Annotated in this window: 15 protein-coding genes; 5 read left to right on the plus strand and 10 right to left on the minus strand. The window is 64.1% G+C overall.

From position 1 onward, the window contains the following. Nucleotides 1-3 precede the first annotated feature (3 nt). Both BLQ01_RS13370 and BLQ01_RS13375 read right to left on the minus strand, forming a co-directional pair. Entirely contained in the window at nt 4-678 is a 675-nt protein-coding gene (locus BLQ01_RS13370; RefSeq protein ID WP_091552241.1) for a zf-HC2 domain-containing protein, read from the minus strand. Further along, entirely contained in the window at nt 675-1172 is a 498-nt protein-coding gene (locus BLQ01_RS13375) for a sigma-70 family RNA polymerase sigma factor (protein WP_091552243.1), read from the minus strand. The genes BLQ01_RS13370 and BLQ01_RS13375 overlap by 4 nt, the downstream gene beginning before the upstream one ends. A 151-nt stretch (nt 1173-1323) precedes the next feature. Here BLQ01_RS13375 and BLQ01_RS13380 point away from each other — a divergent pair, with 151 nt between their 5' ends. Further along, entirely contained in the window at nt 1324-1866 is a 543-nt protein-coding gene (locus tag BLQ01_RS13380) for a COG4315 family predicted lipoprotein (protein ID WP_091552245.1), read from the plus strand. A gap of 282 nt (nt 1867-2148) precedes the next feature. Further along, nucleotides 2149-2364: a hypothetical protein gene (locus tag BLQ01_RS13385; protein WP_091552246.1), complete on the plus strand. Its 216-nt coding sequence runs from the start codon at nt 2149-2151 to the stop codon at nt 2362-2364. Between the two features lie 86 nt (nt 2365-2450). Here the strand turns inward: BLQ01_RS13385 and BLQ01_RS13390 are convergent, their stop codons facing one another. After that, a complete protein-coding gene (locus BLQ01_RS13390; protein ID WP_091552248.1) occupies nt 2451-3299 on the minus strand; it encodes a DMP19 family protein in 849 nt (282 codons plus the stop codon). Nucleotides 3300-3464: 165 nt separating this feature from the next. On the opposite strand from BLQ01_RS13390, the gene BLQ01_RS13395 reads away from it, so the two are divergent. Then, on the plus strand, nt 3465-6917 hold the full coding sequence (locus BLQ01_RS13395) for a DEAD/DEAH box helicase (protein ID WP_091552249.1): 3453 nt from the start codon (nt 3465-3467) through the stop codon (nt 6915-6917). A 121-nt stretch (nt 6918-7038) separates the two neighbouring features. Next, nucleotides 7039-9156, plus strand: coding sequence for an FG-GAP-like repeat-containing protein (locus BLQ01_RS22650; RefSeq protein ID WP_139183491.1), 2118 nt, complete (start codon nt 7039-7041; stop codon nt 9154-9156). A 58-nt stretch (nt 9157-9214) separates the two neighbouring features. Here BLQ01_RS22650 and BLQ01_RS13405 read toward each other — a convergent pair whose 3' ends face one another. The 3 genes from BLQ01_RS13405 to BLQ01_RS13415 form a co-directional block, all read right to left on the minus strand. Continuing rightward, a complete protein-coding gene (locus BLQ01_RS13405) occupies nt 9215-9442 on the minus strand; it encodes a hypothetical protein (RefSeq protein ID WP_254779435.1) in 228 nt (75 codons plus the stop codon). Between the two features lie 191 nt (nt 9443-9633). Then, a complete protein-coding gene (locus BLQ01_RS13410) occupies nt 9634-10806 on the minus strand; it encodes an MFS transporter (protein WP_091552254.1) in 1173 nt (390 codons plus the stop codon). Next, complete coding sequence (locus tag BLQ01_RS13415; protein ID WP_091552256.1) at nt 10803-11465, minus strand: GntR family transcriptional regulator; 663 nt, start codon at nt 11463-11465, stop codon at nt 10803-10805. Before BLQ01_RS13415 ends, BLQ01_RS13410 begins: the two co-directional genes overlap by 4 nt. Nucleotides 11466-11783: 318 nt before the next feature. Here BLQ01_RS13415 and BLQ01_RS13420 point away from each other — a divergent pair, with 318 nt between their 5' ends. Then, nucleotides 11784-15269, plus strand: a complete 3486-nt coding sequence (locus BLQ01_RS13420; protein WP_175493442.1) for a discoidin domain-containing protein — start codon at nt 11784-11786, stop codon at nt 15267-15269. Nucleotides 15270-15807: 538 nt separating this feature from the next. Here the strand turns inward: BLQ01_RS13420 and BLQ01_RS13430 are convergent. From BLQ01_RS13430 to BLQ01_RS13445, 4 genes are all read right to left on the minus strand, one after another. Further along, nucleotides 15808-16608, minus strand: a complete 801-nt coding sequence (locus tag BLQ01_RS13430; protein ID WP_091552260.1) for a GNAT family N-acetyltransferase — start codon at nt 16606-16608, stop codon at nt 15808-15810. A 1530-nt stretch (nt 16609-18138) separates the two neighbouring features. After that, nucleotides 18139-20133, minus strand: a complete 1995-nt coding sequence (locus BLQ01_RS13435) for a DUF2264 domain-containing protein (RefSeq protein ID WP_091552262.1) — start codon at nt 20131-20133, stop codon at nt 18139-18141. Next, nucleotides 20133-21281, minus strand: coding sequence for a LacI family DNA-binding transcriptional regulator (locus BLQ01_RS13440; RefSeq protein WP_091552264.1), 1149 nt, complete (start codon nt 21279-21281; stop codon nt 20133-20135). The genes BLQ01_RS13435 and BLQ01_RS13440 overlap by 1 nt, the downstream gene beginning before the upstream one ends. Next, nucleotides 21278-23212 (minus strand): heparinase II/III family protein, encoded by a 1935-nt coding sequence (locus BLQ01_RS13445; protein ID WP_091552265.1) that lies wholly within the window; start codon nt 23210-23212, stop codon nt 21278-21280. The genes BLQ01_RS13440 and BLQ01_RS13445 overlap by 4 nt, the downstream gene beginning before the upstream one ends. Nucleotides 23213-23390 lie beyond the last annotated feature (178 nt).

Here is a 23390-nt window from a genome sequence, read left to right on the forward strand (position 1 = left end):
TGGTTACGGCACCGAGATAGAGGCAACCGTCTTCTGGGCTTCGTCGCGGAGCTCAACTCCCGCGATTCCGGCCAACTGGACCGGCGTAGCACCTGTGATCTTGATCCGGCCGCTGGGTGTCGCCGTCCAACCGCAGGTCCGTTCCTCAGCCCCGTCCCGGCCCTTCACCCAAAGATAAAGAGTGCCTTCCAAAGGCATGGAGCGCCCCTCAACCTCCAGTTCCGTGCCCCACGTCTTCTTCACCATTCCCACGGTCAACTGCAGGCCGTTGTCCGACTGCACCGAATAGCTCGCGTCAGGCTTGGGTGGCTGGTTCAGGAGCGGGCCGGCCAGGAAACCAACCGCCAGGCAAGCGGCAGCCACAGCACCCACCACGGCCGCCCACCGGCGTCGTGATTTCCTTCGGCGCGCCGACAAGTCAACCAGCACTTTCTCGGGAAGGGTGCCGGGCATTGGCTCCAACGGTGCAAGCGCTTGGGAACCACCGGTGACGGTGAGCGCCACAGCGTCAGCCGGCGGCACGGCGTCGAGCAATGCCGGAAGGCTTTCAAGCTCCTCCAGCTCACGGCGGCACTCAGCGCAGCCGGTCAGGTGGTCCTCAAAAGAGCGGGCTTCACCGGCGTCGAGCCCACCCAGCAGGTAAGCGCCCAGCAATTGGTGGACGGACTGGCCGTTCATCGTTCCACCCCCATCTCGTCAAGGATCGTTCGGAGGGCCTTCACAGCATAGAAGGCCCGGGATTTCACGGTTCCGGCAGGGATGTTCAGCTGCAGTGCTGCCTCGCTGACGGTAAACCGCTGGTAATGGAGGGCTACCAGGACCTCGCGGTGCTCGTGGCTGAGCCGGAGCAACGCTTCTTCCATCAGTACCCGGTTCAGGAGCTCATCCACGCGTTCCCTCGCTGCGTGGTCCGGGAGGTCTTGCTCACCGGCTTCCATCGGGCGCCGCTGGGCCTTCCGGTAGTTGTCGATGATGACGTTGCGGGCCGTCCGGAAGAGGTAGCTTCGCAGGCTGCCCGTGATCTGCGGGGCATGCTGCCAGACCTTCAGGATGGTTTCCTGCACTACGTCATCGGCCTGATGGGCATCGGAAGTGCAGCTGAGCACGAAGCGTTTCAACGCGGTGCCATGGTCGCGGTAGATCGCCACCACCACGTCCTCGTCCAACGGCATAGCCACCTCCCTCAGTGTTTTCTCCTGCCCCTTCGCCTATACGACGACGCACGCCGGCAAATGGTTCAGCCCCCGTGAACCATTCTTCCCCCGCCGGCGTCGTAGGGGTTAGCGCCGGTCCGTCCCGGCCGGCTCGTCAAAGGAGCGAGAAATGAAGAAACGACTCAGTTTTGGATTCGGTGCAGTGATCCTGGCCGCGGCGATGGCAGGGTGCGGCGGAAGTCCGGGGACCACCGCCACCTCCACTCCCCCGCCCGCGGCGACCTCCTCGGCGGCACCCACCTCGGCTTCCCCCAGCGCCGCCAGCACCAGTGCCAGTGCCGCTGCCGACATGAAAGTGGCGTCCTCCAGCGCGGGTCAGATCGTAGTGGACAGCAAGGGTATGAGCCTCTACTTCTTCACCAAGGACGTCAAGGATTCCGGAACCAGCGCGTGCACCGCCGCGTGCTTGGACGCCTGGCCGATTTTTACCACGACGGCGGACGCCCCCACTGTTGACGGCGTCACCGGAACTGTGGGAACCATAGCGTCTCCGGATGGGAAAAAGCATGTGACGCTCAACGGCATGCCGCTGTACTACTACGCCAAGGACAAGGCCCCGGGGGATGTGACCGGCCAAGGAGTTGGTGGCGTCTGGTATCTGGTAAGCCCCACCGGGGAGATGATCAAGGGCGCTGCGGGTTCGGGTTACTGAGGCGTGACGCCGGGTTCGCGGGAAACCTCCGAGGTCGCCGGAAGGTTCCGTGTGAACATGCGAGGTTCCCGCGAACTCACGAGCACGCCACCTCACCCGAGCGCACGAAGGACGCGCTCTTTGAAAGCCCGCTCTTGAAGGCACGCTCTTGAAAAAGGTCCCTCGGCGGAGTTTTTGCGCACGCCGACGCCGCAGCTTTCGGGCGTGTTCGGCGGCCCAAACCCCAAGCCAGGCCGATGCATGGGTCCGCTAGACTGCAAACCAACTCTAGGGGGAGAGAAAATGACACAGGACATCAGCAGCAAAAAGACGCCGACCTTGACGTTCCTGGGGGGACAGGAACTCGGGTGGACCTTGGGGCTCATCGCCTTGATCATCAACGCCACAGAGCATGGCCTGGACTGGATCTGGGTGGGCCTGCTGGCCTGTTGGCAAGCGTCCATAGTGTGGGGATTCGTCAAGTTCCGGCAGGTCAGCAAGGCAACGCCCAAGACGTAGGGCACCGAAATCGCCGGAAACGCGGCGAGGTCGCCGGAACGCAACGGCGATTCTGCAGCGTTCCGGCGACCTCGGCAACGAGTGGCTTACGCGTCGGCGAATTCCTCGGACTCTTCAAACTCCACAGCCGCGATGATTTCCTTGGTCTCCGGGTGGATCATGAAGGCCTCCTCGTCGTCCTCGATCATGAGGTAGTCGCCGTGGTCGGTGGAGAAGTGCCAGGCGAGGGTCTTGACGCCGTCGTGCTCGTAGTTGGGGTCGCCCATGGTGATCTTCTCGAGGGCGTAGCCGGCAACGTCGCACAGTTCGCGGATGATGACCTCGAACTCGGGGGCGTTGGCCAGGGCTTCTTCTTCGGCTTCGGCCTGGCGCTCTGCGAGGTCCGGCACCAAGGCAACGCGCCCGGCGATGTGCGCTTCGATCTCCTCGTCGGTCAGGACCAGCAGTTCGGACTGGTCGCGGAGGTACACGGCATTGAGGTCGATGATGTCCTCTTCCTCCAGCAGTGACTCGAACTCGCCGTCGAGCTCGTCCAAGGCCACCACTGAAGCAGGCGGGGTTTCGGACTCGTCCAGTTCTCCGTCGAGGTAGGCCTCGGCTTCATCCTCGGTCAGGGCGTCGAAAGCGGCCGCTGTGCGGTTGAAGAGGTCCAGGTGGCGTGTGGCGCCCATGCTTTCCAGGCCGGCGCGGACGTAGGAGTCCACCTCCTCACGTTCCGGTGCCGTGAAGACGTACTGGGCGAAGCCGCCGGACAGTGCCTGCGTCAGGTAGAAGTCCACAAAGAAGCTGTTGAGCGCTGCGGGTGCGATTTCGTCGCTGTTGAGGAGCTCCTGGTACATCAGGTTCACGACGTTGACGTTGGAATCCACTACATCCGCGTTGCCGGCTTCGAAGCTGGTCTTGTTCAGGACGACGGGGTACTCGTTGGTAGTCATGGGAAATCCTCACTGCTGAAAGCTGGTGGTGCTCCGGACACTTTCAACGTACGCGCGGGAGCGTCGCAGCAATCGAGGTTGAGGTGAACGGAGGGCGAAGTTTGGGAGCCGTTTTCTGCTGACTAAGATTGAACAGATAGCCTCCTGCCGAAAGTAGCCCGACGCATGCCGTCCCACACAGACGAAAACTGGGAACTGGCCATTCAGACTCCTGCCATTAACGACCGCTCCCTGGCGGCCGGACTGGCCTATGCCATGGGCAGCCGCGTGAGCGGGATTTCTTTCGATTCGGCCACGGGTCTCCTGATCGGCAAGGTCCGGGGTACGGGTCCGCAGCCGTATTCGACGTCGGCCAAACTGGTCCGTAAGCCCAGCGGCTGGAGCTGCACCGTGGGGATCTGCAGCTGCCCTGTCCGCAAGGACTGCAAGCATGTAGCCGCCCTGCTGTTTACTGCCGAGGACCACCCCAGCATCCGGGCACAGCTCCTCTCGCAGGCTCCTGGTATCCAAACCTCCCGCGCTGGTTCGGGGCAGCAGGGCAGCGCCGCCCGTCCCGCCTGGGAACAAGCCCTCAACAGGTTGATCACCAAGCCCGGGACGGCGCCCAGTGCCGCCGGCATCCCGCTTGCACTTCAGTTCGAGGTGGAAGAGCCTGCGGCCCACTTCTCCTACACAGGCCGCCGGGACCCCATGCGCAGCGTCCGCCAGCTCAAGGCCCGCCCGGTCATGATGGGCGCCAAGGGCAAATGGATCCGCGGCGACGTCTCCTGGAACAACCTCAGCTACGTCAGCTTCCGCCGGGAGTTCAACGAAGTCCACGTCGAATGGCTTCAGACTTTCCTCGCCGCCCATGGATCCAGCAACGGCCGCCAGCAACCATCCGGTGCCATGTGGCTGAGCCTGAACGACTTCGCTGCCAAGAATCTTTGGACCCTCCTCGCCGACGCCACCAAAGCCGGCATCCCACTCATTCACTCCGCTGGCAGCGAGCCTGTCCGCGTGGAGTCCCAACCCGCCGTCGTCGGACTGAGTTTGGCGCGTCTGGACGCGGCACCGGACAGCACAGCGGAAGCGCCCGACGGCGGACTGCAGCTTGCGCCGTCCGTCACCGTGGACGGGGAATCCGTGGATCCCGGATCCGTGGGCTTCCTGGGCAAACCGGCCAACGGTATTTTCTTCACGCATTCGGGGGAAACCCTGCCCGGCGTGCCACAGCAAAAGAACCTGATCACCTTGGCGCCGATCGAGGGTGGCATCACTGACGAGCTCCTGGAGTTCGTCATGGACGGCCAAACCCTGCAGATTCCTGCCGAGGATGAGAGCCGCTTCCTGACCTCGTTTTACCCCAAACTGCGACAGTCCACGCCGGTCCAGGCCGCGGACGAATCCGTGGAGCTGCCTACACTGGCCGTCCCTACGCTGTCCCTGCTGGCCAATTACGGCAACGACCACAAGGTCCGGCTGCATTGGGAGTGGCATTACAAGTCCGGCACGCTGGTCACGGCGCAACCGCTGTGGCGGCATCCAGACGATCGCGGCTACCGGGACGACGCTGAGGAAGCCCGCATCCTGGAGTCGCTCGGCCGGCCCTGGGATGTGGTGTCCGCGCTGGCCGAGTCGGCAACCGGTGGCTGGGGTGCGCCCCGTGTCGCAGCCTCCGCTGAGCTCAGCGGCCTGGACACCCTGGCCTTCACCGAGGAGGTTCTCCCGGCACTGCGGGAACTGCCCGACGTCGTAGTTGAAACATCCGGTGACATCGCAGATTACCGCGAGGCCGCCGAGGCTCCCGTGGTGTCCATTTCCACCAAGGAGACGGCCAGCGGCGACTGGTTCGACCTCGGAATCGTGATCACCCTCGAAGGCGAACCGGTGTCCTTCGCGGCGGTGTTCTCGGCGCTTGCGGCCGGAATGAGCCGCATGCTGTTGCCCAGCGGCGCCTACTTCTCGCTGGACCTGCCGGAACTGCACCAGCTCCGCGCGCTGATCGACGAAGCCCGTTCGCTGCAGGACAACCCGGACAACAAGGACGGCACCCTGCAGATCAGCCGCTTCCAGGCCGGGCTCTGGGACGAGCTGGCGCAGCTCGGTATTGTGGACGAACAGGCCGCCGCCTGGCGTGAAGCCGTGGGTGGATTGCTCGACGACGGCGTGACCGGGCTTCCGCTCCCGGCCGGACTTAACGCTGAGCTGCGTCCTTATCAGCTCGAGGGATTCAACTGGCTCAGCTTCCTCTACAAGCACAGCCTCGGCGGTGTTCTTGCGGACGATATGGGCCTTGGTAAGACCGTTCAGGCCATTGCGCTGATTTGTGCGGCAAAGGATCTGGCTGCCTCGACTGCTGCTGCCGCGCAGGGCGACGCTGTCGAGGTAACTCCACGCGCTCCCTTCCTGGTGGTGGCGCCCACCAGCGTTGTGAGCAACTGGGCCTTGGAAGCGCAACGGTTCGCCCCGGGCCTGGTGGTGCGGACCGTCAGTGAAACCTTCGCCAAGAGCGGCCTGTCCCCTGTGGAAGCGTTGGCGGGTGCCGACGTCGTGATCACCTCCTATGCCCTGTTCCGCATTGACTACGATGCCTACGCCTCCTTCCAGTGGGCGGGGCTGATGCTGGACGAGGCCCAGTTCGTCAAGAACCACCAGTCCAAGGCGTACCAGTGCGCGCGGAAGCTGCCGGCCCGTTTCAAGCTGGCCATCACGGGCACGCCGCTGGAGAACAACCTCATGGAGTTCTGGGCGCTGACCTCAATCGTGGCGCCGGGGCTGTTCCCCAGCCCCAAACGGTTCGCCGAGAACTATCAAAAGCCGGTGGAAAAGAACGGGGACTCCGCGCAACTGGGCAAGCTCCGGCGTCGTGTCCGTCCGTTGATGATGCGCCGCACCAAAGAGCAGGTCATCAAGGATCTGCCGCCCAAGCAGGAGCAGATCCTGGAAGTGGTGCTGAACCCAAGGCACCAGAAGGTCTACCAAACGCACCTGCAGCGCGAACGCCAGAAAATCCTCGGATTGATCGACGACGTGAACAAGAACCGCTTCACGATTTTCCAGTCGCTGACGTTGCTGCGGCAGCTCAGCCTGGATGCCTCGTTGGTGGACTCTTCGCTGTCCGGCGTGCGTTCCTCCAAACTCGATGTGCTGTTCGAGCAACTGGAAGACGTCATTTCCGAGGGCCACAGGACACTGATCTTCAGCCAGTTCACGGGATTCCTTGGGAAGGTCCGAGAACGCCTGGATGAAGAGGGCGTGGAGTACTGCTACCTCGATGGCAGCACCAGGAACCGCGGCGATGTGGTCAGCGAATTCAAAAACGGGTCCGCTCCGGTGTTCCTGATCTCGCTGAAGGCCGGTGGCTTCGGGCTCAACCTGACCGAGGCCGACTACGTATTCCTGCTGGATCCATGGTGGAACCCCGCGTCCGAAGCCCAGGCAGTGGACCGCACGCACCGTATTGGGCAGGCCAGGAACGTGATGGTCTACCGGCTGGTGGCAAAGGACACCATCGAGGAAAAGGTCATGGCGTTGAAGGCCAAGAAATCGCAACTATTCGCGGACGTGATGGAAGGCGACGCCCTGGCCGGTGGCTCGTTGACGGCAGACGACCTGGCGGCGCTGTTCGCGGAATAGGGCGTGACTGGCTGTAGACTCTCCCCGGCCCAAGAATGTGGTCGCTGGCACATTAAAAGGGGGAGCTGCAGTGACCACTCTGCTGTTTTCGAAGCAAGAAATTTCAAGGAAGAGCTTCAGCGTGTTGACCCGGGCCCTTGCGGCGGCCCTCCTTGCCGTGAGCCTCATGGCCACAGCGCTGTTCGTCATGGCCCCTCCGGCCCACGCCGATGTACGGGTCGCCGACATCGTCACTGGAAGCGGACCGTCCACAACCGTGGTGAACCCGGTAACGAACAAGGTCTACGTAGCTCACTTGGGCGACCCCCGCGTTTCCGTCATTGATGGGGCCACGAACGTTGCCACGTCCATTCAACTGGCAGGACGTCCTTCGGGCTTGGCCGTTAACACGGTGACGAATAAGGTTTATGCGTCGGTCGATGGGACGATCGTGTCCATAGATGGCGCCAGCAACGCTGTGTCTGTTGTCTACTCCGGCCCAGGTGTTCATAGTCTGGCCGTTAACGAGTCGACAAACCAAATCTTTGCCTTGGGGGGCGGCCCCAACAGCGTCTTGATTTTCGATGGCGCCAGCAAGACGAGCACAACTGTCACTGTGGGGACTTATTCGTCAGAGATGGCCCTGAACACGGTCACCAACAAGGCTTACGTGACAGATGTGGACAACAACGTCGTTTATGTCGTTGATGGAACCACCAAGACATCCGTTCAGGTTCCCGCCGGACTGCGCCCCTATCGCTTGGCAGTGAACCCGGCGACCAACAAGATCTACGTCAGCAATGAGAACAGCGGAGACGGTGGCAGGAACCTCACGATAATCGACGGAGCCACCAATTCGACCTCGGGAATCGCGCTCAATGACATGCCCGGAGACCTCGCCGTCAACAAGAAGACGAACAAGATCTACATCTCGACGGGCCCCTACTATTTGTCCGAACTGGACGGAACAACGAACAGAGTCAAGAGATTCGAGTTTGGCGACTTCTTGAACAACCCGCACAGCCTGGCGGTCAACGAAACCACCAATAAGGTCTACGGCGTGCTTCCAAGCAGGGGCAAGCTCACAGTACTTCGCCCCGGCACCGGCGCTCTGGAGATCATCCAAGTCGGTAACTGGCCCGAAGAACTGGCCGTCAATGAAGTGACGAACAAGACCTATGTGGCGAACCAAATGGGTGGGGGACTCTCAGTCATCGACGGCGCGGACGCTCCGCCGGCCTTCACCGCAGGCCAACCACCGGTTGTGGGAACAGTCGGCTCGGCCTTCAACTACACGTTCCGGGCCACCGGCTCTCCAGCGCCCGGATTCTCCGTCTACGCGGGCACCTTGCCTCCGGGGCTGACTCTGGACAAGCAGACCGGTGTACTTTCAGGAATTGCGAGCAAGGCGGGAACCTACAAGGTCCAAGTGGCTGCGTCCAACGGCGTCAGCCCGTCGGCCTTCACAAAATGGTTCGCGATCACGGTGAATCCCGCCAAGAATGACTTCACGTCCGATGGCAAGGCCGACACCTTGGCCCGGGATTCGGCCGGCACCCTGTGGCTGTATCCCGGCGACACAGGCGGTCACTTCCTGCCACGCGTCCAGGTTGGTTCCGGCTGGAACGCGATGACTTCCCTCGTGGCACCGGGTGATCTTAGCGGTGACGCCAAGCCGGACGTGCTTGCACGTGACACAGCCGGGGTCCTGTGGCTTTACCCCGGCAACGGATACGGCGAGTGGTACCCACGCGTCCAAGTAGGTGCCGGGTGGAACGTTATGACCTCGGTCCTGGGTCCTGGTGACTTCAACGGCGACGGCAAGCACGATGTCCTGGCCAGGGACTCTGCAGGGACCTTATGGCTTTACCCGGGCAACGGTGCCAGCGGCTGGCTCCCCCGTGTCGCCGTGGGCGCTGGCTGGAACACCATGGACAAGATCGTGGGCCCGGGTGACTTCAACGGCGACGGCAAGCACGATGTGATCGCCACTGATGCCGCGGGCACGCTGTGGCTCTACCCCGGCAATGGCGCCAGCGGCTGGCTCCCCCGCGTTCAGGTGGGTTCGGGCTGGAACTACATGACCGCCGTCGTGGGTCCCGGCGACTTCAACAGCAACTTCCCGCCGGACGGGACCGCCGACCTCCTTGCCCGCGATACTGAAGGCGTCCTCTGGCACTACCCCGGCGACGGCAAGGGCGGCTGGATGCCGCGGTTCGCCGTTGGCTGGGGCTGGGGAGTCATGACCGCTGTTCTCTAAGGCGTCGACGGCGGCCTTCCGCAAGGGACCGCCGCCGTCGCTCGCTCTGCGGCTTCGTTTACCGCCCGTAGTCGATGCTCGTAACCTGCACGTTCTCGTCCGCGCCAAATAGCCGCCTGCCCACGCCGTTGAGGTAGACCCAGATGGCACTTCCATCGGCCATGACGTCCACCACCACGCCGGTGCCGCATGCAACGCCTTGTAGCGTCACTTCCACGTCGTCGCCCCGCTGGAAGTACTCCCACGCCTTGTGATGCCTCACCGGCAACATTTCCGGATCCGTCACCTGAAATACCCTGCCGTTCTGCACAGGCAGCTCCCCCTCTTTCCCGCCTGACTACGCCTAACTACGCCTAACTACGCCTAACTAGCAGTGTGCGGGCGCGGTGAAAGATGACGGGTATGTGCGGTAAATATTCGAGGAAGGGCAATTTAGTGCCTGCTTGGTCTTCGGCCGCCTGGGTCCGCAGCCCAGACTCAGTCGTCCAGCCGAACCCCCCGGAGCAAGAGCATGGTCCCGCCCACGGCAACAGCTGACGCCAGGAACACCCCCGCCGCACCGAGGCCTACCGCCACCACGCCGATTGCGCTCGGCAGGACCACTTGGCCCACCCTGTTTCCGGCCAGCCTCAAGGCCAGTGCGCGCCCGCGTTGGCCTTTGGGTGCTTGGGCGGAGAGCCAGGACATGGTCAATGGTTGGCCGATTCCCAGGCCCAGGCCGAGGAACGCCATGACGATGAAGAGCAGCCATTCGGGCATCGGAATCGCTGCCACGCCAAGGGCAGCTGTGGAAATGGCCAGGCTGATGATGAGCAGTTTCATCCGGCCCAGCCGACGGGACACACTGCCGAGTCCGAGCCGGGAAACCATGGAGAACACGGCCCGGACGGTCAGCATGAGGCCCACGGTGGCCGCGGTCAGGCCCCTTTCCGCACCCAATGCCGGCAGGTAGACGACGGTCAGGTCCACCACTGCAAGGACGGTAGCGCTGGTTGCCAAGGCCCGGACTACGCCAGGTGTCCTGAGGAGCGCAGCCGCACTGCCTTTGGGACCTCCCTTGGGAGCGCGGCGGCCTCGACTGACCTTCGAGGAGATCACGAAAGTGGTCAGGAACATCAGCAGGCTCATGGCCGTGGCGAGCAGGAAGATCGCGCCGGTGTCAGGGCGCACGGATGCACCACCCACAATGGAAATTGCCAGCGGGCCGAAGGCTTGACCCAGCGAGGCGGCGAACGTCAGGTATCCAAAGGCAGAGTCCAGGCGCGTCGACGCAGCGTTGTTCGCCACCACCGCCTGCTGCCCCACCACGCAGGCCAGCTGGCCCGCGCCAAGAAGCGCCGTTCCAGCTACAAGCGCCGGAACCGAACTCCCCCAAAACAGCAGGAACGCAGAACAACCAAGAACGACGGCGGCCCCGATCGCCATGAGCCTGCGCTCACCGAGGCGGTCCACCAGTCCGCCGATGGGAAGGGCCAACAGCAGGGGAAATACGGCGTAGCTTGCGGCAAGGAGGCCAAGGGCGAACCCGGGAACATCCAATTCCAGTGCGCGGTAGGTAGTGGCCGGGCGGACCAGGAAAGTGACAGCCTGGATGAGGGCCGAGTGGATCAGGAGTGCAGTGGACGAACGCCGTCCAAGTTCCCCGATCATTCGACCACGAGTCCGGAGCCCGTGATGACCCGCAGCGTCTCATCCCGTGCGCCGATGACGTGCTCGAAGGCCACCTTGGCGGCCTTCTCCGCATCCTTTGAGGCGATGGCTTCAACCAAGAGCCGGTGGTTCTCGAGTGCCTCATCCCGGCGTTCCGAGGCCTTGTTGGTGAAGTACCGGTACCGTTCAACCTGGCTGGCAATCTGCTGATGGAAGCGCTGTGCCCAGGAATTCCCGGCGATCCTGGCAATGGCCGAATGCAGGGCAACCCCGTATTTCATGGCTTCGTCAGGGAACTCCACCATGGCAGCATTGCGGGCCAGGATTCCCCGCAGCTCCTCAAGGTCCGCAGGGGTGGCGTTGGCGCAGGCCTCCCTGGCCATCAGGGATTCCAAAGCGGCCCGGACGTCGTACAGCTCCGAGATCACCTTCTCATCCAGCGCGGGCACCACGACTCCCCCGGTTGCCTGCTGTTCGAGCAGGCTCTCGGAAATCAGGCGCCGGATGGCTTCCCGGAGCGGAGTGCGACTCACCTGCAACTCGGACGCCATCGCTGGTTCGTAGAGACGCTCGCCCGGCTTGAGTTCCAAGCTGAGAATTCTACGCTTCAGCTCGCCGTAAACGAGGTGGGCCCCTGTGTTCCGTGGTTGTTCTGCCATGCCGTACCGCCTTGCAAAGTGTACTTGTATACATCTATACAACCAGCGCCCAACCATGAAGCGCAACAGAAGCAACGCGGGGTCACGTGTGGCCCCTTCAAGCGGCTCAAAGGGGCCACAAGTGACCCCTCGTTGCTTGAATGCGTGTGACCGGTTCTGATTGACCACGAGCGAGCGTGTTCGAGTGCCTTGTTGCAACCCAGAGAGCCTCATAGTCTCGGCTTGCCCGGCCCTTCCATGAAGCCAGGCAAAGCACCCAATGACACCCGACGATGAGGTCCACCCATGGCGTTTACCGCTCGAAGAATCCGAAGGCCAGTGGCAATACTGGCGGCAGCCGTCACAGCCGCCGCCGGCATGGCACTCCTGCCCGCAACCACCCCCCAAGCACAAGCAGACGACGCAACAGCGGTCACCATCACACCGAACCCCGCCACCCGGGGCGAAGCGTTCGAAGGCTGGGGAACCAGCCTGGTCTGGTTTGCCAATGCGACGGCGGGATACTCCCCCGAGCTGCGCGAGGAGCTGTACCAGAAGGTCTTCGGTGAGGACGGGCTGAACCTCAACATTGCCCGCTACAACGTCGGTGGCGGCAATGCCTCCGACGTAGCCAACTACCTCAACGACGGCAGCGCTGTGGAGGGATGGTGGAAGCCGGTCACTGAAGCGCAACCCGGCCAACCGGCGTCGAACCTTTACAACGCGGACGGAAGCGTCGACAAGACACAGGCCAACAAACTCGCGTTCCTGAACGCGTGGGACCCTGACGACCCCGCCTCCTACAACCCCGACGCCGACCAGAACCAGCGCTGGTGGGTGGAGCGCCTGGCCGCCGATCAACAGATCACCCACTGGGAAGCCTTCAGCAACTCCCCGCCGTGGTTCATGACCAAGAGCGGCTACGTTTCCGGCCAGGTGAACACCGCCAAGGGCGAGAACCTCCTGCCCGAAGCCGAAGCCAAGTTTGCCGCATACATGAGGAACGCCGTCGAACTTCTCGAAAAGGGCAGCGGTATCACCGTGGACACGATCGATCCGTTCAATGAGCCAAACTCGGGCTACTGGGGAACGGACATCGACGCCGCCACAGGCAAGCCGCCCACCACGTACACGCAGAAGCAGGAGGGCGCGCTGATCTACCCGGCCGCCCAGGACCGCGTGACCAAGCTCCTGGCGGCCGAACTGGAAAAGGGCAACACCGACGCCGTCATCTCGGCAATGGACGAGACCGATCCCAGCAAGTTCATGACCAACTGGAACGGCTACAGCCAGGAGGCCAAGGACGCCGTTGCCCAGCTCAACGTCCACACGTACGGCACCAACGATCGACGCCGGGTCAGGGACCTCGCCAACTCCACGGACAAGCCCCTGTGGATGAGTGAGGTTGGCGGTTTCTGGACAGGCAACCCCGCGCTCGGCGACTCCACCAGCGGCTGGGACCGCTCCAACATCACCAACGGCCTGGGCATCGCCGGCCGCATGGTCAACGATCTCCGGGAACTGGACCCCAACGCGTGGGTGTTCTGGCAGCCTATGGAGGACACGTACAAACAGGAGAAGGCAGACAAAGGCTGGGGTTCCATTTACGTCGACTTTGACTGCAACTACGAAGGCCGCGAAGGCTTCTCCAACCGTCGGCTCAACGACGGCGCCACCGGGGAACAAGCCAAGTGCAAGGTTCTGACCAACCAGAAATACAACACCACACGGAACTTCACGCACTACATCCGTCCGGGCGACTTCCTCATTCAAAACGACAACGCCAAGACCGCCAGCGCCCTCCGCGCCGACGGCAACGGCGCCACCCTGGTCCACTTCAACGACACCCCGACGCCGGAAAAGGTCACCATCGACCTCAGCCGTTTCGGCTCCATCGCTCCCGGCGCCAAGGTCACTCCCGTTGTCACCACCAAGTCCCCACTGGACGACATCGAGAAGAACGCCCTGGTCAAGGGCGCACCCGTGGCCGTGGATGCCACCGCCAAGTCCGCGACGCTTGAGGTTCCTGCCGCATCAGTGGTGACGTTCGTCGTCGACGGCGTCAGTGGAGTTTCGGACGACGCCGCACCTGTGCAGGACGGCCACAGCTACCACCTCAGCGGTGAGGCGAGCGGCAAATACCTGACCGGGCGCGCGAACGGAACTGCGTCGATCGAGGAACTGGGCGGCGACGCAGCAGGAGTGGCTCCACAAATGTGGACCTTCAACGCCGTGGGTGCAGGTGGCTTTGGGAACGATCGCCGCTGGGTTGTTTCCAGCAAGGACGGGCGCGTCCTGACCGGCAACGGAGGCGTACTGAACGGGAGCCAGTCGGGTGCCGCTTCGCTGGGTTCCCTCTCGGTGGAGCAAGCCAAGGCGACTCCTTCTGCACAGTGGATAGTGACCACCGAGAACGGCAAGCAATGGTCACTGGTCAACGCAGGTGCGGCGATTGCTCTGCAGGTTTCGGGCAACCAAACCGCGGCCGGAACGTCCGTAGCGCTGGCTTCCTCCACCGGAACCACGGCCACGGCATCGGCCAACCCGCACCAGGCGTGGGCTTTCACGGACATTGCGGACCTCAAGCTCCTGGGTGTTTCTCCCGTTGAACTGAGCACTCTCACTGGCGTTGCGCCTACCCTGCCTTCTACAGTGACACCGCTGTATGAGGCGGGTCCTGGCAAGCCACTGGCTGTGACGTGGTCTTCTGTTGATCCGTCGGTTTGGCAGAAGGAAGGGAAGGTGACGCTTCGCGGTTCCGGCGTTGATCCTTACGGGCAGGTGTTTGGCGATGCCCTCCTGACCGTGACTGTTGGGCAGTACGTCGCCACCGATCCGGCGTCGGTAACGGTAGGCATTGGCTCTACCGTGGCTGAGGTCCAGGCTGCTGCGCCCACGTCCGTCCCTGGACAGATCGGCGACGGCCCGGCCCGCAACCCGCTCCCCGTCACGTGGGACTGGGCTTCCTTGTCCGATTCGGCGCTGCAAACTGTTGGTTCAGTGACGGTTCCGGGCACGGCGGGCTCACTCCCTGCGACCCTCACAGTGCTGGTGGTGGACCGGGTTCCGAGCAGCAACATCTGCAAGGACGATCCCAGCACTTCCGTCACCGCCAGCTACACCGAGGGCTCCTACATCGCGAAGAACACCTGCGATTCCAACGCCTCCACGCGCTGGTCCAACTGGGTCAGCGGCGGCAGGGCCGGTGACAGCCTGAGCTACGCGTTTGGCCGCGACTACACCGTCTCTTCAGTGACCGTGACGTCCGCGGAGAAGGCCGCGGCAAGCCTGAAGGTCCAGTACCAGGATGCCACCGAAACATGGAAGGATACCTCCGCCGGAACCATCACCGGACTCTCCATTTCTTCACCGACGACCGTCCGCTTCGACCCCGTAACCACCCGCGGGATCAGGGTTTCGTTCGTGACCACGGCGTCTTACACGAAGGTCGCTGAGGTGGCTATCGCTGGATCACGCCTGGCCGACGCCGGACTGGCCGACCTCGGCCGGCTCCTGGTCAACCAGGCATCGGTAGTGGGCTTCGCTCCCGGAACCACCGACTACCGGGTGCTGACCGCGACGGCGACTCCCGCCGTCGTCGGCTACCCGCTGGACACGAACGCCAAGGTGACCGTCCAGCAGGCAACGGCGGAAAGCCCGACGGCGGTAGTCACCGTGACAGCGCCCGACGGCACCACGAAGCAATATCGCGTGGCTGTTTCCACCGGCAAGGACGCGTGCAAGAACAACGGATGGAAGACCAGTCCGTCGCCCGTGTTCACCAATCAGGGGCAGTGTGTGAGCTACTTCGCGGCTGGCAAGTAAGGAAATTCTGAGATAGCGGGGCCCCTTGGGATTTCGATCCCGAGGGGCCTTGCTGTGTTCTCACCGAAGTGGGTCGAGTCTTGGATGAGGTGGACCGTCTCAACCGGCGGCTGGCCCTGGGGATTTCGATCCCGAGGGGCCTTGCTGTGTTCTCACCGAAGTGGGTCGAGTCTTGGATGAAGTGGACCGTCTCAACCGGCGGCTGGCCCTGGGGATTCCGATCCTGAGGGGCCTTGTTGTGCTTTCACCGAAGCGGGCCGAGTCTTGGATGAGGTGGACCGTCTCAACCGGCACTGGGCAGCCACCGAAGACTTGGATGAGGTGGACCGTCTCACCGGCGGGGCCCTGGGGATTTCGATCCCGAGGGGCCTTGCTGTGTTCTCACCGAAGTGGGACGAGTCTTGGATGAAGTGGACCGTCTCAACCGGCGGCTGGCCCTGGGGATTTCGATCCTGAGGGGCCTCGCTGTGTTTTCACCGAAGTGGGTCGAGTCTTGGATGAGGTGGACCGTCTCAACCGGCGGCTGGCCCTCAAGCATTTAGCCGCGCACCCAGCGGTACGGCGTTGTCGTCGAGACCTTGAGCAGCCCGGAACGTTCCAGGATTGGCCGCGAGAACTCGGTGGAGTCACTGTGGATGAGTGACTTGCCCAACTCGAGTGCGGTCTGTGCACGGCGGGCCGTCAACGCCCGGTAAATCCCCCGGCCACGCCATTCTTCCCTGGTGGCACCGCCCCAGATCCCGGCAAAGACTGTCCCCGGCACTGGCTCCAAGCGTCCCGCACTGACAATCTTTCCCTCAGCTTCGGCAACCCAAAGCTGCATGCCATCGCCGAGCGACAGCCTTCGCAGCAACGCCTCGGCCATCTCGTCTGAAACCGGCTCCCCGAAGACCTCATCTTGCATGGCGCTCATGGCCCTGACATCGGCTTCGTCAGTGACTTGCCGCAGGGTTACGCCTCCGGGAATTGGCACATCCGTGCTCAATGCTTTCGCTTCGCCGATCATGATCGACTCGGGGTCATCCGGGGTGAAGCCGTTCTCGATGAGGGCTTGGTGCAAACCCGGCGCGTGGTCGTGGCCGCGGGATTTCCATTCCACCTTGGTGATGTCAGGATCTGCGCGGAAGTGCGCGATCGCCTCGGCGACGAGTCTCTTCACGGCCTGCGAGTCCGCATCGCCCAGGTCCTTGTACGTAACGAAACCCCGCCCCTTCATGAACGTCACCAGGCGCAGGGGTCCGTGTTGGGTGACCTTGAGGGCGCTGGGGGTCTCGGCGTCGGTGCGGAGGTTGTGGTCATAGGCTGCCAGGAAACGTTCGCGGTCTTCGCTGTTGCTCATCCGGCGAGCCTACTGCAGGGAATCCTGGGCCGCCCCCTGTTCGCCCTCCGATTCGATGGCTCGCTGCACCCGATGCCGTACGCACGGCACCCTCAGCAGCAAGACCCCGAAACGGGCTTCGCTCCCGGGGCTCACTGCAGGCCAGACGGTACTAGTCGGCTAGTAGGCAACTACGCGTCGGCCCAAACCCCCGTGGCTTCGCCGATTCGATGGCTCGCTGCACCAGATGCCGTGCGCACGGCACACTCAGCAGCAAGACCACGAAACGGGCAAGCGCCCGGGGCTCACTGCAGGTCAGACGGTAGGAGTCGGCAAGTGGGCGGCCAAGCGTCGAGACGAGCTCAAGACCCCCGGGGCCTCGCCGATTCGATGGCTCGCTGCATCCGATGCCGTACGCACGGCACACTCAGCAGCAAGACCCCGAAACGGGCAAGCGCCCAGGGCTCACTGCATTCTGGGCCGCACGCCTGGCACACGCAGGAGTCGGCAAGTGGGCAACTACGCGTCGGCCCAAACCCCCGTGGCTTCGCCGATTCGATGGCTCGCTGCACCCGATGCCGTGCGCACGGCACACTCAGCAGCAAGACCCCGAAACGGGCAAGCGCCCAGGGCTCACTGCATTCTGGGCCGCACGCCTGGCACACGCAGGAGTCGGCAAGTGGGCAACTACGCGTCGGCCCAAACCCCCGTGGCTTCGCCGATTCGATGGCTCGCTGCACCCGATGCCGTGCGCACGGCACACTCAGCAGCAAGACCCCGAAACGGGCAAGCGCCCAGGGCTCACTGCATTCTGGGCCGCACGCCTGGCACACGCAGGAGTCGGCAAGTGGGCAACTACGCGTCGGCCCAAACCCCCGTGGCTTCGCCGATTCGATGGCTCGCTGCACCCGATGCCGTGCGCACGGCACACTCAGCAGCAAGACCCCGAAACGGGCTTCGCTCCCGGGGCTCACTGCAGGCCAGACGGTAGGAGTCGGCTAGTGGGCGGCTACGCGTCGAGACGAGCTCGAGACCCCCGGGGCCTCGCCGATTCGATGGCTCGCTGCACCCGATGCCGTGCGCACGGCACACTCAGCAGCAAGACCCCGAAACGGCCACGCGCCCAGTACCGTGGGAGACCGATTCGATGGCTGCGTTGTTGTTGGACGGTAGGAGTCGGCTAGTGGGCAGCTACGCGTCGGCCCAAACCCCCGTGGCTTCGCCGATTCGATGGCTCGCTGCACCCAATGCCGTGCGCACGGCACACTCAGCAGCGAACCCCCGAAACGGGCACAACCCCAACTCCGTGGGCCCGCCGGTTCGATGGCTGCGTTGTTTGTTGGACGGTACGAGTCGGCAAGTGGGCGGCCAAGCGTCGAGACGAGCTCAAGACCCGCGTGGCTTCGCCGATTCGATGGCTCGCTGCACCCGATGCCGTGCGCACGGCACACTCAGCAGCAAGACCACGAAACGGGCACGTGCCCACATCCGTGGGCCGGCCGGTTCGATGGCTCGCTGCGCGTTAGATGGTAGGAATCACCTAACCCGCAGCTAAGCCTCGAATCGGGAAGGCCACAGCCGGGAAAGGGGTATCGACACACCGTCGGCGAACAGGAAACGGTCTTCGCCCTCCCCTTGGCCCGTCACAAACGTGACGCCCCCGTCCGGCGAAGCACCTCCCTGACCGGTGAGGACGACGACGGCGGCGTAGTCGCCGTCGTGCGCGGTGCCCGCGGTACCCACCCAAGGAATGGTGAGCTCCGAACCCATGGGGTGTGCACCGGAGCGCACCAATGTCCCGGAGTCATCCAAGGGCAGGCCAAACCCAGGCACGGGCAGGACAGTGCTGACCTCTGAAGATGCAGCATCCACCGGCCATCCCCCGATCCGCAGCGCAGGACCCGCAGACCCGGATGCACCCGCAGCTACATCACCGGACGCGCCCACAGAACCCTCACCAGAAGCACCAGAAGCACCCCCGGAAGAATCACCCCCGGAAGCCCCTGAAACCCGCACCAGCCGAAGTTCCACTGCTCCCCGCGTCGCCGACACCACCGTGACCGAAGGACCGGCCGTCGCGACACCGGACACCCCGCTGCCGTGATCCGGCCCGGCGTCGGGATCAGGTTCGATCCAGTGGGCAGTGAACCGGGAAGCACCTACCTGAACCCCGCCCTCGGAGAACGAGCCGAGGTACTCAAACCCTGTCCGGTGCGTCAGCCGCCCGGAGGAGTCAACGAACGCCACCGCGTTATCAACCGACTCCGGCGTGAGGTCCGGGAACGTGTGCGTCGAGTACCCGATCCGGGCGTACAGCGGAGCATCAGCCACCACAGCGCCAACAACAGCGTGGTCCGTGGCATGGTTCCGGATCCGGACCACGCCGTCGGCACGGGTCCCATCAACCTGCCACCCCGGGGCCGCGATCAGCCGCTGGGTGTCGGCAACCTCAACGGGCAGGGGCTCTTCAACGGTGGTCCACACGCGGTGATCCGCCGGCAGCGCCAGCCCGAGCATTCCCTTTGCAGCCCAATATGGAGAGCCCGCACCGGAGTACGCCTGCTTCATGCCCGCGAACTCGCCGTGCCAGCCTATGGAAAGGAGGCCGTCGTCAGTGATGGACCCGTGCCGGGCAAAGTAGTCGAGCATTCCGGAGGCTGCCCGACGCGCCATGCCCGGGGCCAGCCGGGTGTGACCGGACAACTCCCCTACCCAGAAGGGTGCCGCGGCCGCGAACCGGTAGATCAAGCTGCGGCCCTGGATGAGCGGAGCACCGTTCGCCCCCACCAAGAACGCGGCGTCGTCCAGGAAGTCAGCCAGCCGGTCGCCGTCGAGCGTCTTTCGTGCAGTAACCCGGGGATCCGAGGGTGCCATCAGCGCCCACAGTTGCGGGTACACCTGGAACGCCCAGCCAACGTAGTGGTCGTAGGCCCGCTCGGGGCCGTCGGCGAACCAGCCCCCGCCCCGGTACAGGGAATCGTGGATGGCGAGTCCGGCGTCGATGTCCTCGTCCGAGTACCGGCCGCCGACAGAGGCGAGGAACGTCTCCACCACAATCTGGAACCACACCCAGTTGATGGGCGGATATTCCTCGCCGATCACGGTCTCGAACCAAGCGATGAGCTGCTCCTGCACGCGTTCGGGGAGCTTGTCCCAGAGGACGTCGCGGGTCAGTGCCAGGCCGACAGCCAACGACGCCGCCTCAACCTTCGCCTGCCCCAGCTCGCCTGGTGTCGGCCAGCGGTCGGGGTTGGCGGGGTTGGTTCCGGCGTCGAGCCCGGCGGCGTACCACTCCGCGATCCAGCCTGTGGAAGAGGGGTCGCCCGCCATCCGGAAGGAGGCCAGCAGGAACGTCCGTGCGAAGGCCTCCAGCGAGTCACTCCGCGGGCCGTACCGGCTGTTGGCTCCCGGCAGGTGGATGTTGGCATGGTCCACGGTCCCAAAGTGATGGGCGGAGCGCAGGAGGTGATCCGCGTAAGCGCACCAGTGCTCGCGGGTCAGGCCGGTGAAGGGTGAGAGTTGGTGATCCAACGGTGGCAAGAGCATCAGAGGGAATCCTCCAGTACTCCGGCCAGTCCACGCGGCGCCCCGACGGACGACTCCCGGACGATCAGCTCAGGGTTCAGGTCAATGCGATGCACAGGGCGCATCCTTCCTTCGGCCAGGCGCGCAGCCATGAGCTGCACCGCCACTTTGCCGACGTAGCTTTTGGGTGGCCGGACCGCGGAGATCGCGGGCTCGGCCAGGTAGGCAACTTCGTCGTCGTATCCCACGATCGCCATGCTGCCGGGAACGTCCACTCCGCGGTCCACGCAGTGCTGCACGAACGCCACGGCCTGGGTATCCGAGTGCACCAGCATTGCCGTGGTCCCGGAGGAACGGCACAAGTCAAGGACGTGATCGAAGTGGTTGGCCCGGTCGCCGTTGTCCAGTTTGGCTGAGTCCTCATGGATGGAGTTCTCAAGCGGAATCTTCAGCGCTGCCATAGCCTGCTTCCAGCCCCGGACCACGTGCGGACTGGTGGGGCTCGTGGAATCAGTGAGGCAGCCGATCATCCGATGACCCTCCTGCCACAAGTGCCGAACGGCCATCCCTGCGCCGAACGAGTGGTCCGTTGCCACCCACTCCAGCCGATGGGCGGGAATCTCCAACGGCGCCCGACGCTCAGCCAGGATAACCGGAATGGGCAGTGCGTTGAGCCAGCGGAGTAGCTCCTTGCCGTGCTCACCGCCCATGTCCGGCGCCACGATCAGTCCGTCGATGTTTTGGGTATCCAGCAGCGCCTGGACCTGGCGACGGTTGTCGGCGGCGTCATAGGCGGAACCCCTGACCAGGATGCGGAGGTTCTGCGCTTCGGCCTCGCCGCGGGCACCGGAAATCACCTGCGGCCAGTAGTAGTCCAGCGATGGAACCACCATGCCGATCGAGTAGCTGTGCGCCGACGGCCTCCCCACAGCCACGGAGCGGTCCAACGGGCTGGGCAGGGTTGCGCCGCCGTGGACCCTGGACACCAGCCCTTCGTCGGCGAGGGTGTTCACATCACGCCGGATGGTCAACTCGCTGACGCCCAGCTTTGCGGCGATATCCCGGACCGTGATGGCACCGTGCGCACGCAATTCCTCCATGAGCCGCTCCCGTCGCTGCAAGGAAAAGAGGGACTTGCCGCCCGCTTCCGGGGTCTGTTCGGAACTCAAGATGTTGCCTCCACTGTGAGGGTGAATGCGCCCGAAGCGCGGTTTTCGGCGGGCATGCGGAATCGGATACGGGTCAGTTTTTCGCCCCAGATATCGCTGAGGAGCGGATCGTCCAAGAGCCACTCGTCCACCAGCACGACGGCGGTGGCCGGCTTCCAGCGCAGGTGCAGTCCCTTGGTGGTTTCGGCAGCCGGGATACCTTCGGGCGTGATGGTGGCCGTGGCGTCTGAACTGACGCGGACGGTGCCGGCAACCAGGTAGGTGATGTCGACGTCGTGCGTTCCCTCCGGCGGGCGCGTTCCCTCCGGCGGCTGCGTTCCCTCCGGCGGCTGAGCTGGCAGGTTCCAGCGGTCATCAATCACCACGGAGCCGAGGTCCCGGTTCATGAGCGAGGTGCGGATCCACTGCTCGGGGTGGTCCAAACCATAGGCCGCCCCCAGTCCAAGCTCGAGCGTGGGCTCCTCCGGTGTGGGCTCCTGTAGAACGGTCGCCGCGAACGAAGACCCCGTCCCTTGCTCCAGCCCGAAGGGCGCCGGGACACTGTGCCACGCGCTCTGCATGGCCCGGATCCGGTACCGATCAGGCCCGAACGTTTGGGCGGTGTACGTGGGCTGGCCGGCGTCGACCAGCAAGGGCACACCATCCACGGCCACCACCACGGAACCGACGTCGCGGTGGTTGTGGTGCTCGCCGTTGTGTCCGCCCTTGGCCGCAAGCGTGAGCCCATCGGTGGACCCCGGGGTTTGCCGGGCCACCATGATCTGGACCGATGGCAGGTACGTCCCCCAACTGGGTCGCAGCTGAGCGCTGCCTGGTTGGGTGCGGGACGTGGGCTGGCTGAGGGAGGTCAGTTGGGTGAGCACGCGGCCCAGTCCGGCTGCCGCGTTGGGTTCAGGTTCGACGGCGGCAAGGGTCGCGGCATGCGCGGCGGCCTCGGAGTCCCCCAGCCGGACTGCCCAGCGGTGCAGCATGCTCCACGGCAGGCCTTTGTGGGCGCGGGCCGGGCCGTCAGCAACGTTCAGGAACCAGCGGCCACCAAGGTGCATGCGGTGCGGAAAAGCGACCAGCGCACGGATGACTGGCAGGTCCGGATTGAGTGCGCCGCCGCTGGCCTCCTCCAACAAAGCCAGGCCTTCCAGCGCCCGTCCGGCACCGTTCCACCAGTAGGCGAAGCCCTCGTCGATTGCGCCGTCGGCCGGGATGGAGGCGAGGAAGCGGTCCAGGCCCTCGATGCACCGGGCAACCACCGCCGCCTGCTCATCAGGGTCATCAACCAGCAGCAATGCCGCCACAATGATGTTCGAGTGGATCCAGGGGTTCCAGTTGTGGACATCGCCGTCCAAGCCCAGCCAGTGCCAATCGAGGCAGTCCAGGAACGGGCGGATGACACGCTCGCTCGTCTCCAGGCGGATACGCCGGCGCAGACCTGGGGCGCGTTCGTCCAGGGAGGCACCCAGCACATGGTCAGCCCACGCGAGCTGCGCTACCACTTCCCCTGCGCCGAGATCCAGGTAGGGCCGGGAACGTTCCGGAACCACGTCGCCGCTGCGGGTGAATACGTCGTCGTGCGCGGCCCAGCTCCAGGAGCTTTGCTCGCACAGGAGGTAGGCGCCGTCGATCACCTCATCAAGCCACTCCTCACGGGAAGCCGGTCCATCAACGGCAGCCATGACGACGGCGCGCGTCAGCCGCTGCTGCCGGCTCGCCACCAGTCCCTCGTAGGCCGTGCGGTTGCCGTCGCGGAAGTACCGGGCGTAGTGGGACACAAGGGGCTGGGGCCAGGCACTCCCCTTTTCTGCCGATGCTTGGGTGCGCCACCCGGAAAGGAGGCGGGCATCATCAAGCTGCCATCCGCCGTCGGACGCCGGCCGAACAGTGAGCCGGTCACGGGAGCCTCGGAGTGTCTCCAACAGGTTGTCCCGATCAGCCATAGGGCCCCACGTGTTCCTCAACGGGTAAAGAAGTGGCGCTTGAACGGCGGCGGTGCCGGTTGCCATAGGGATTCTTCTCTCGTTTGTTCGAGTTTGAACGTTTCAGATCAAGTTCGATTGAGTTGAATGAACTGTCTTGTTTATGAGTATGTACTGATTATTAGATGTGATGCAACAC

Origin of the sequence: Arthrobacter sp. UNCCL28 (genome assembly GCF_900102805.1) — a bacterium.
GTDB classification, from domain to species: Bacteria; Actinomycetota; Actinomycetes; order Actinomycetales; family Micrococcaceae; genus Arthrobacter; species Arthrobacter nicotinovorans_A.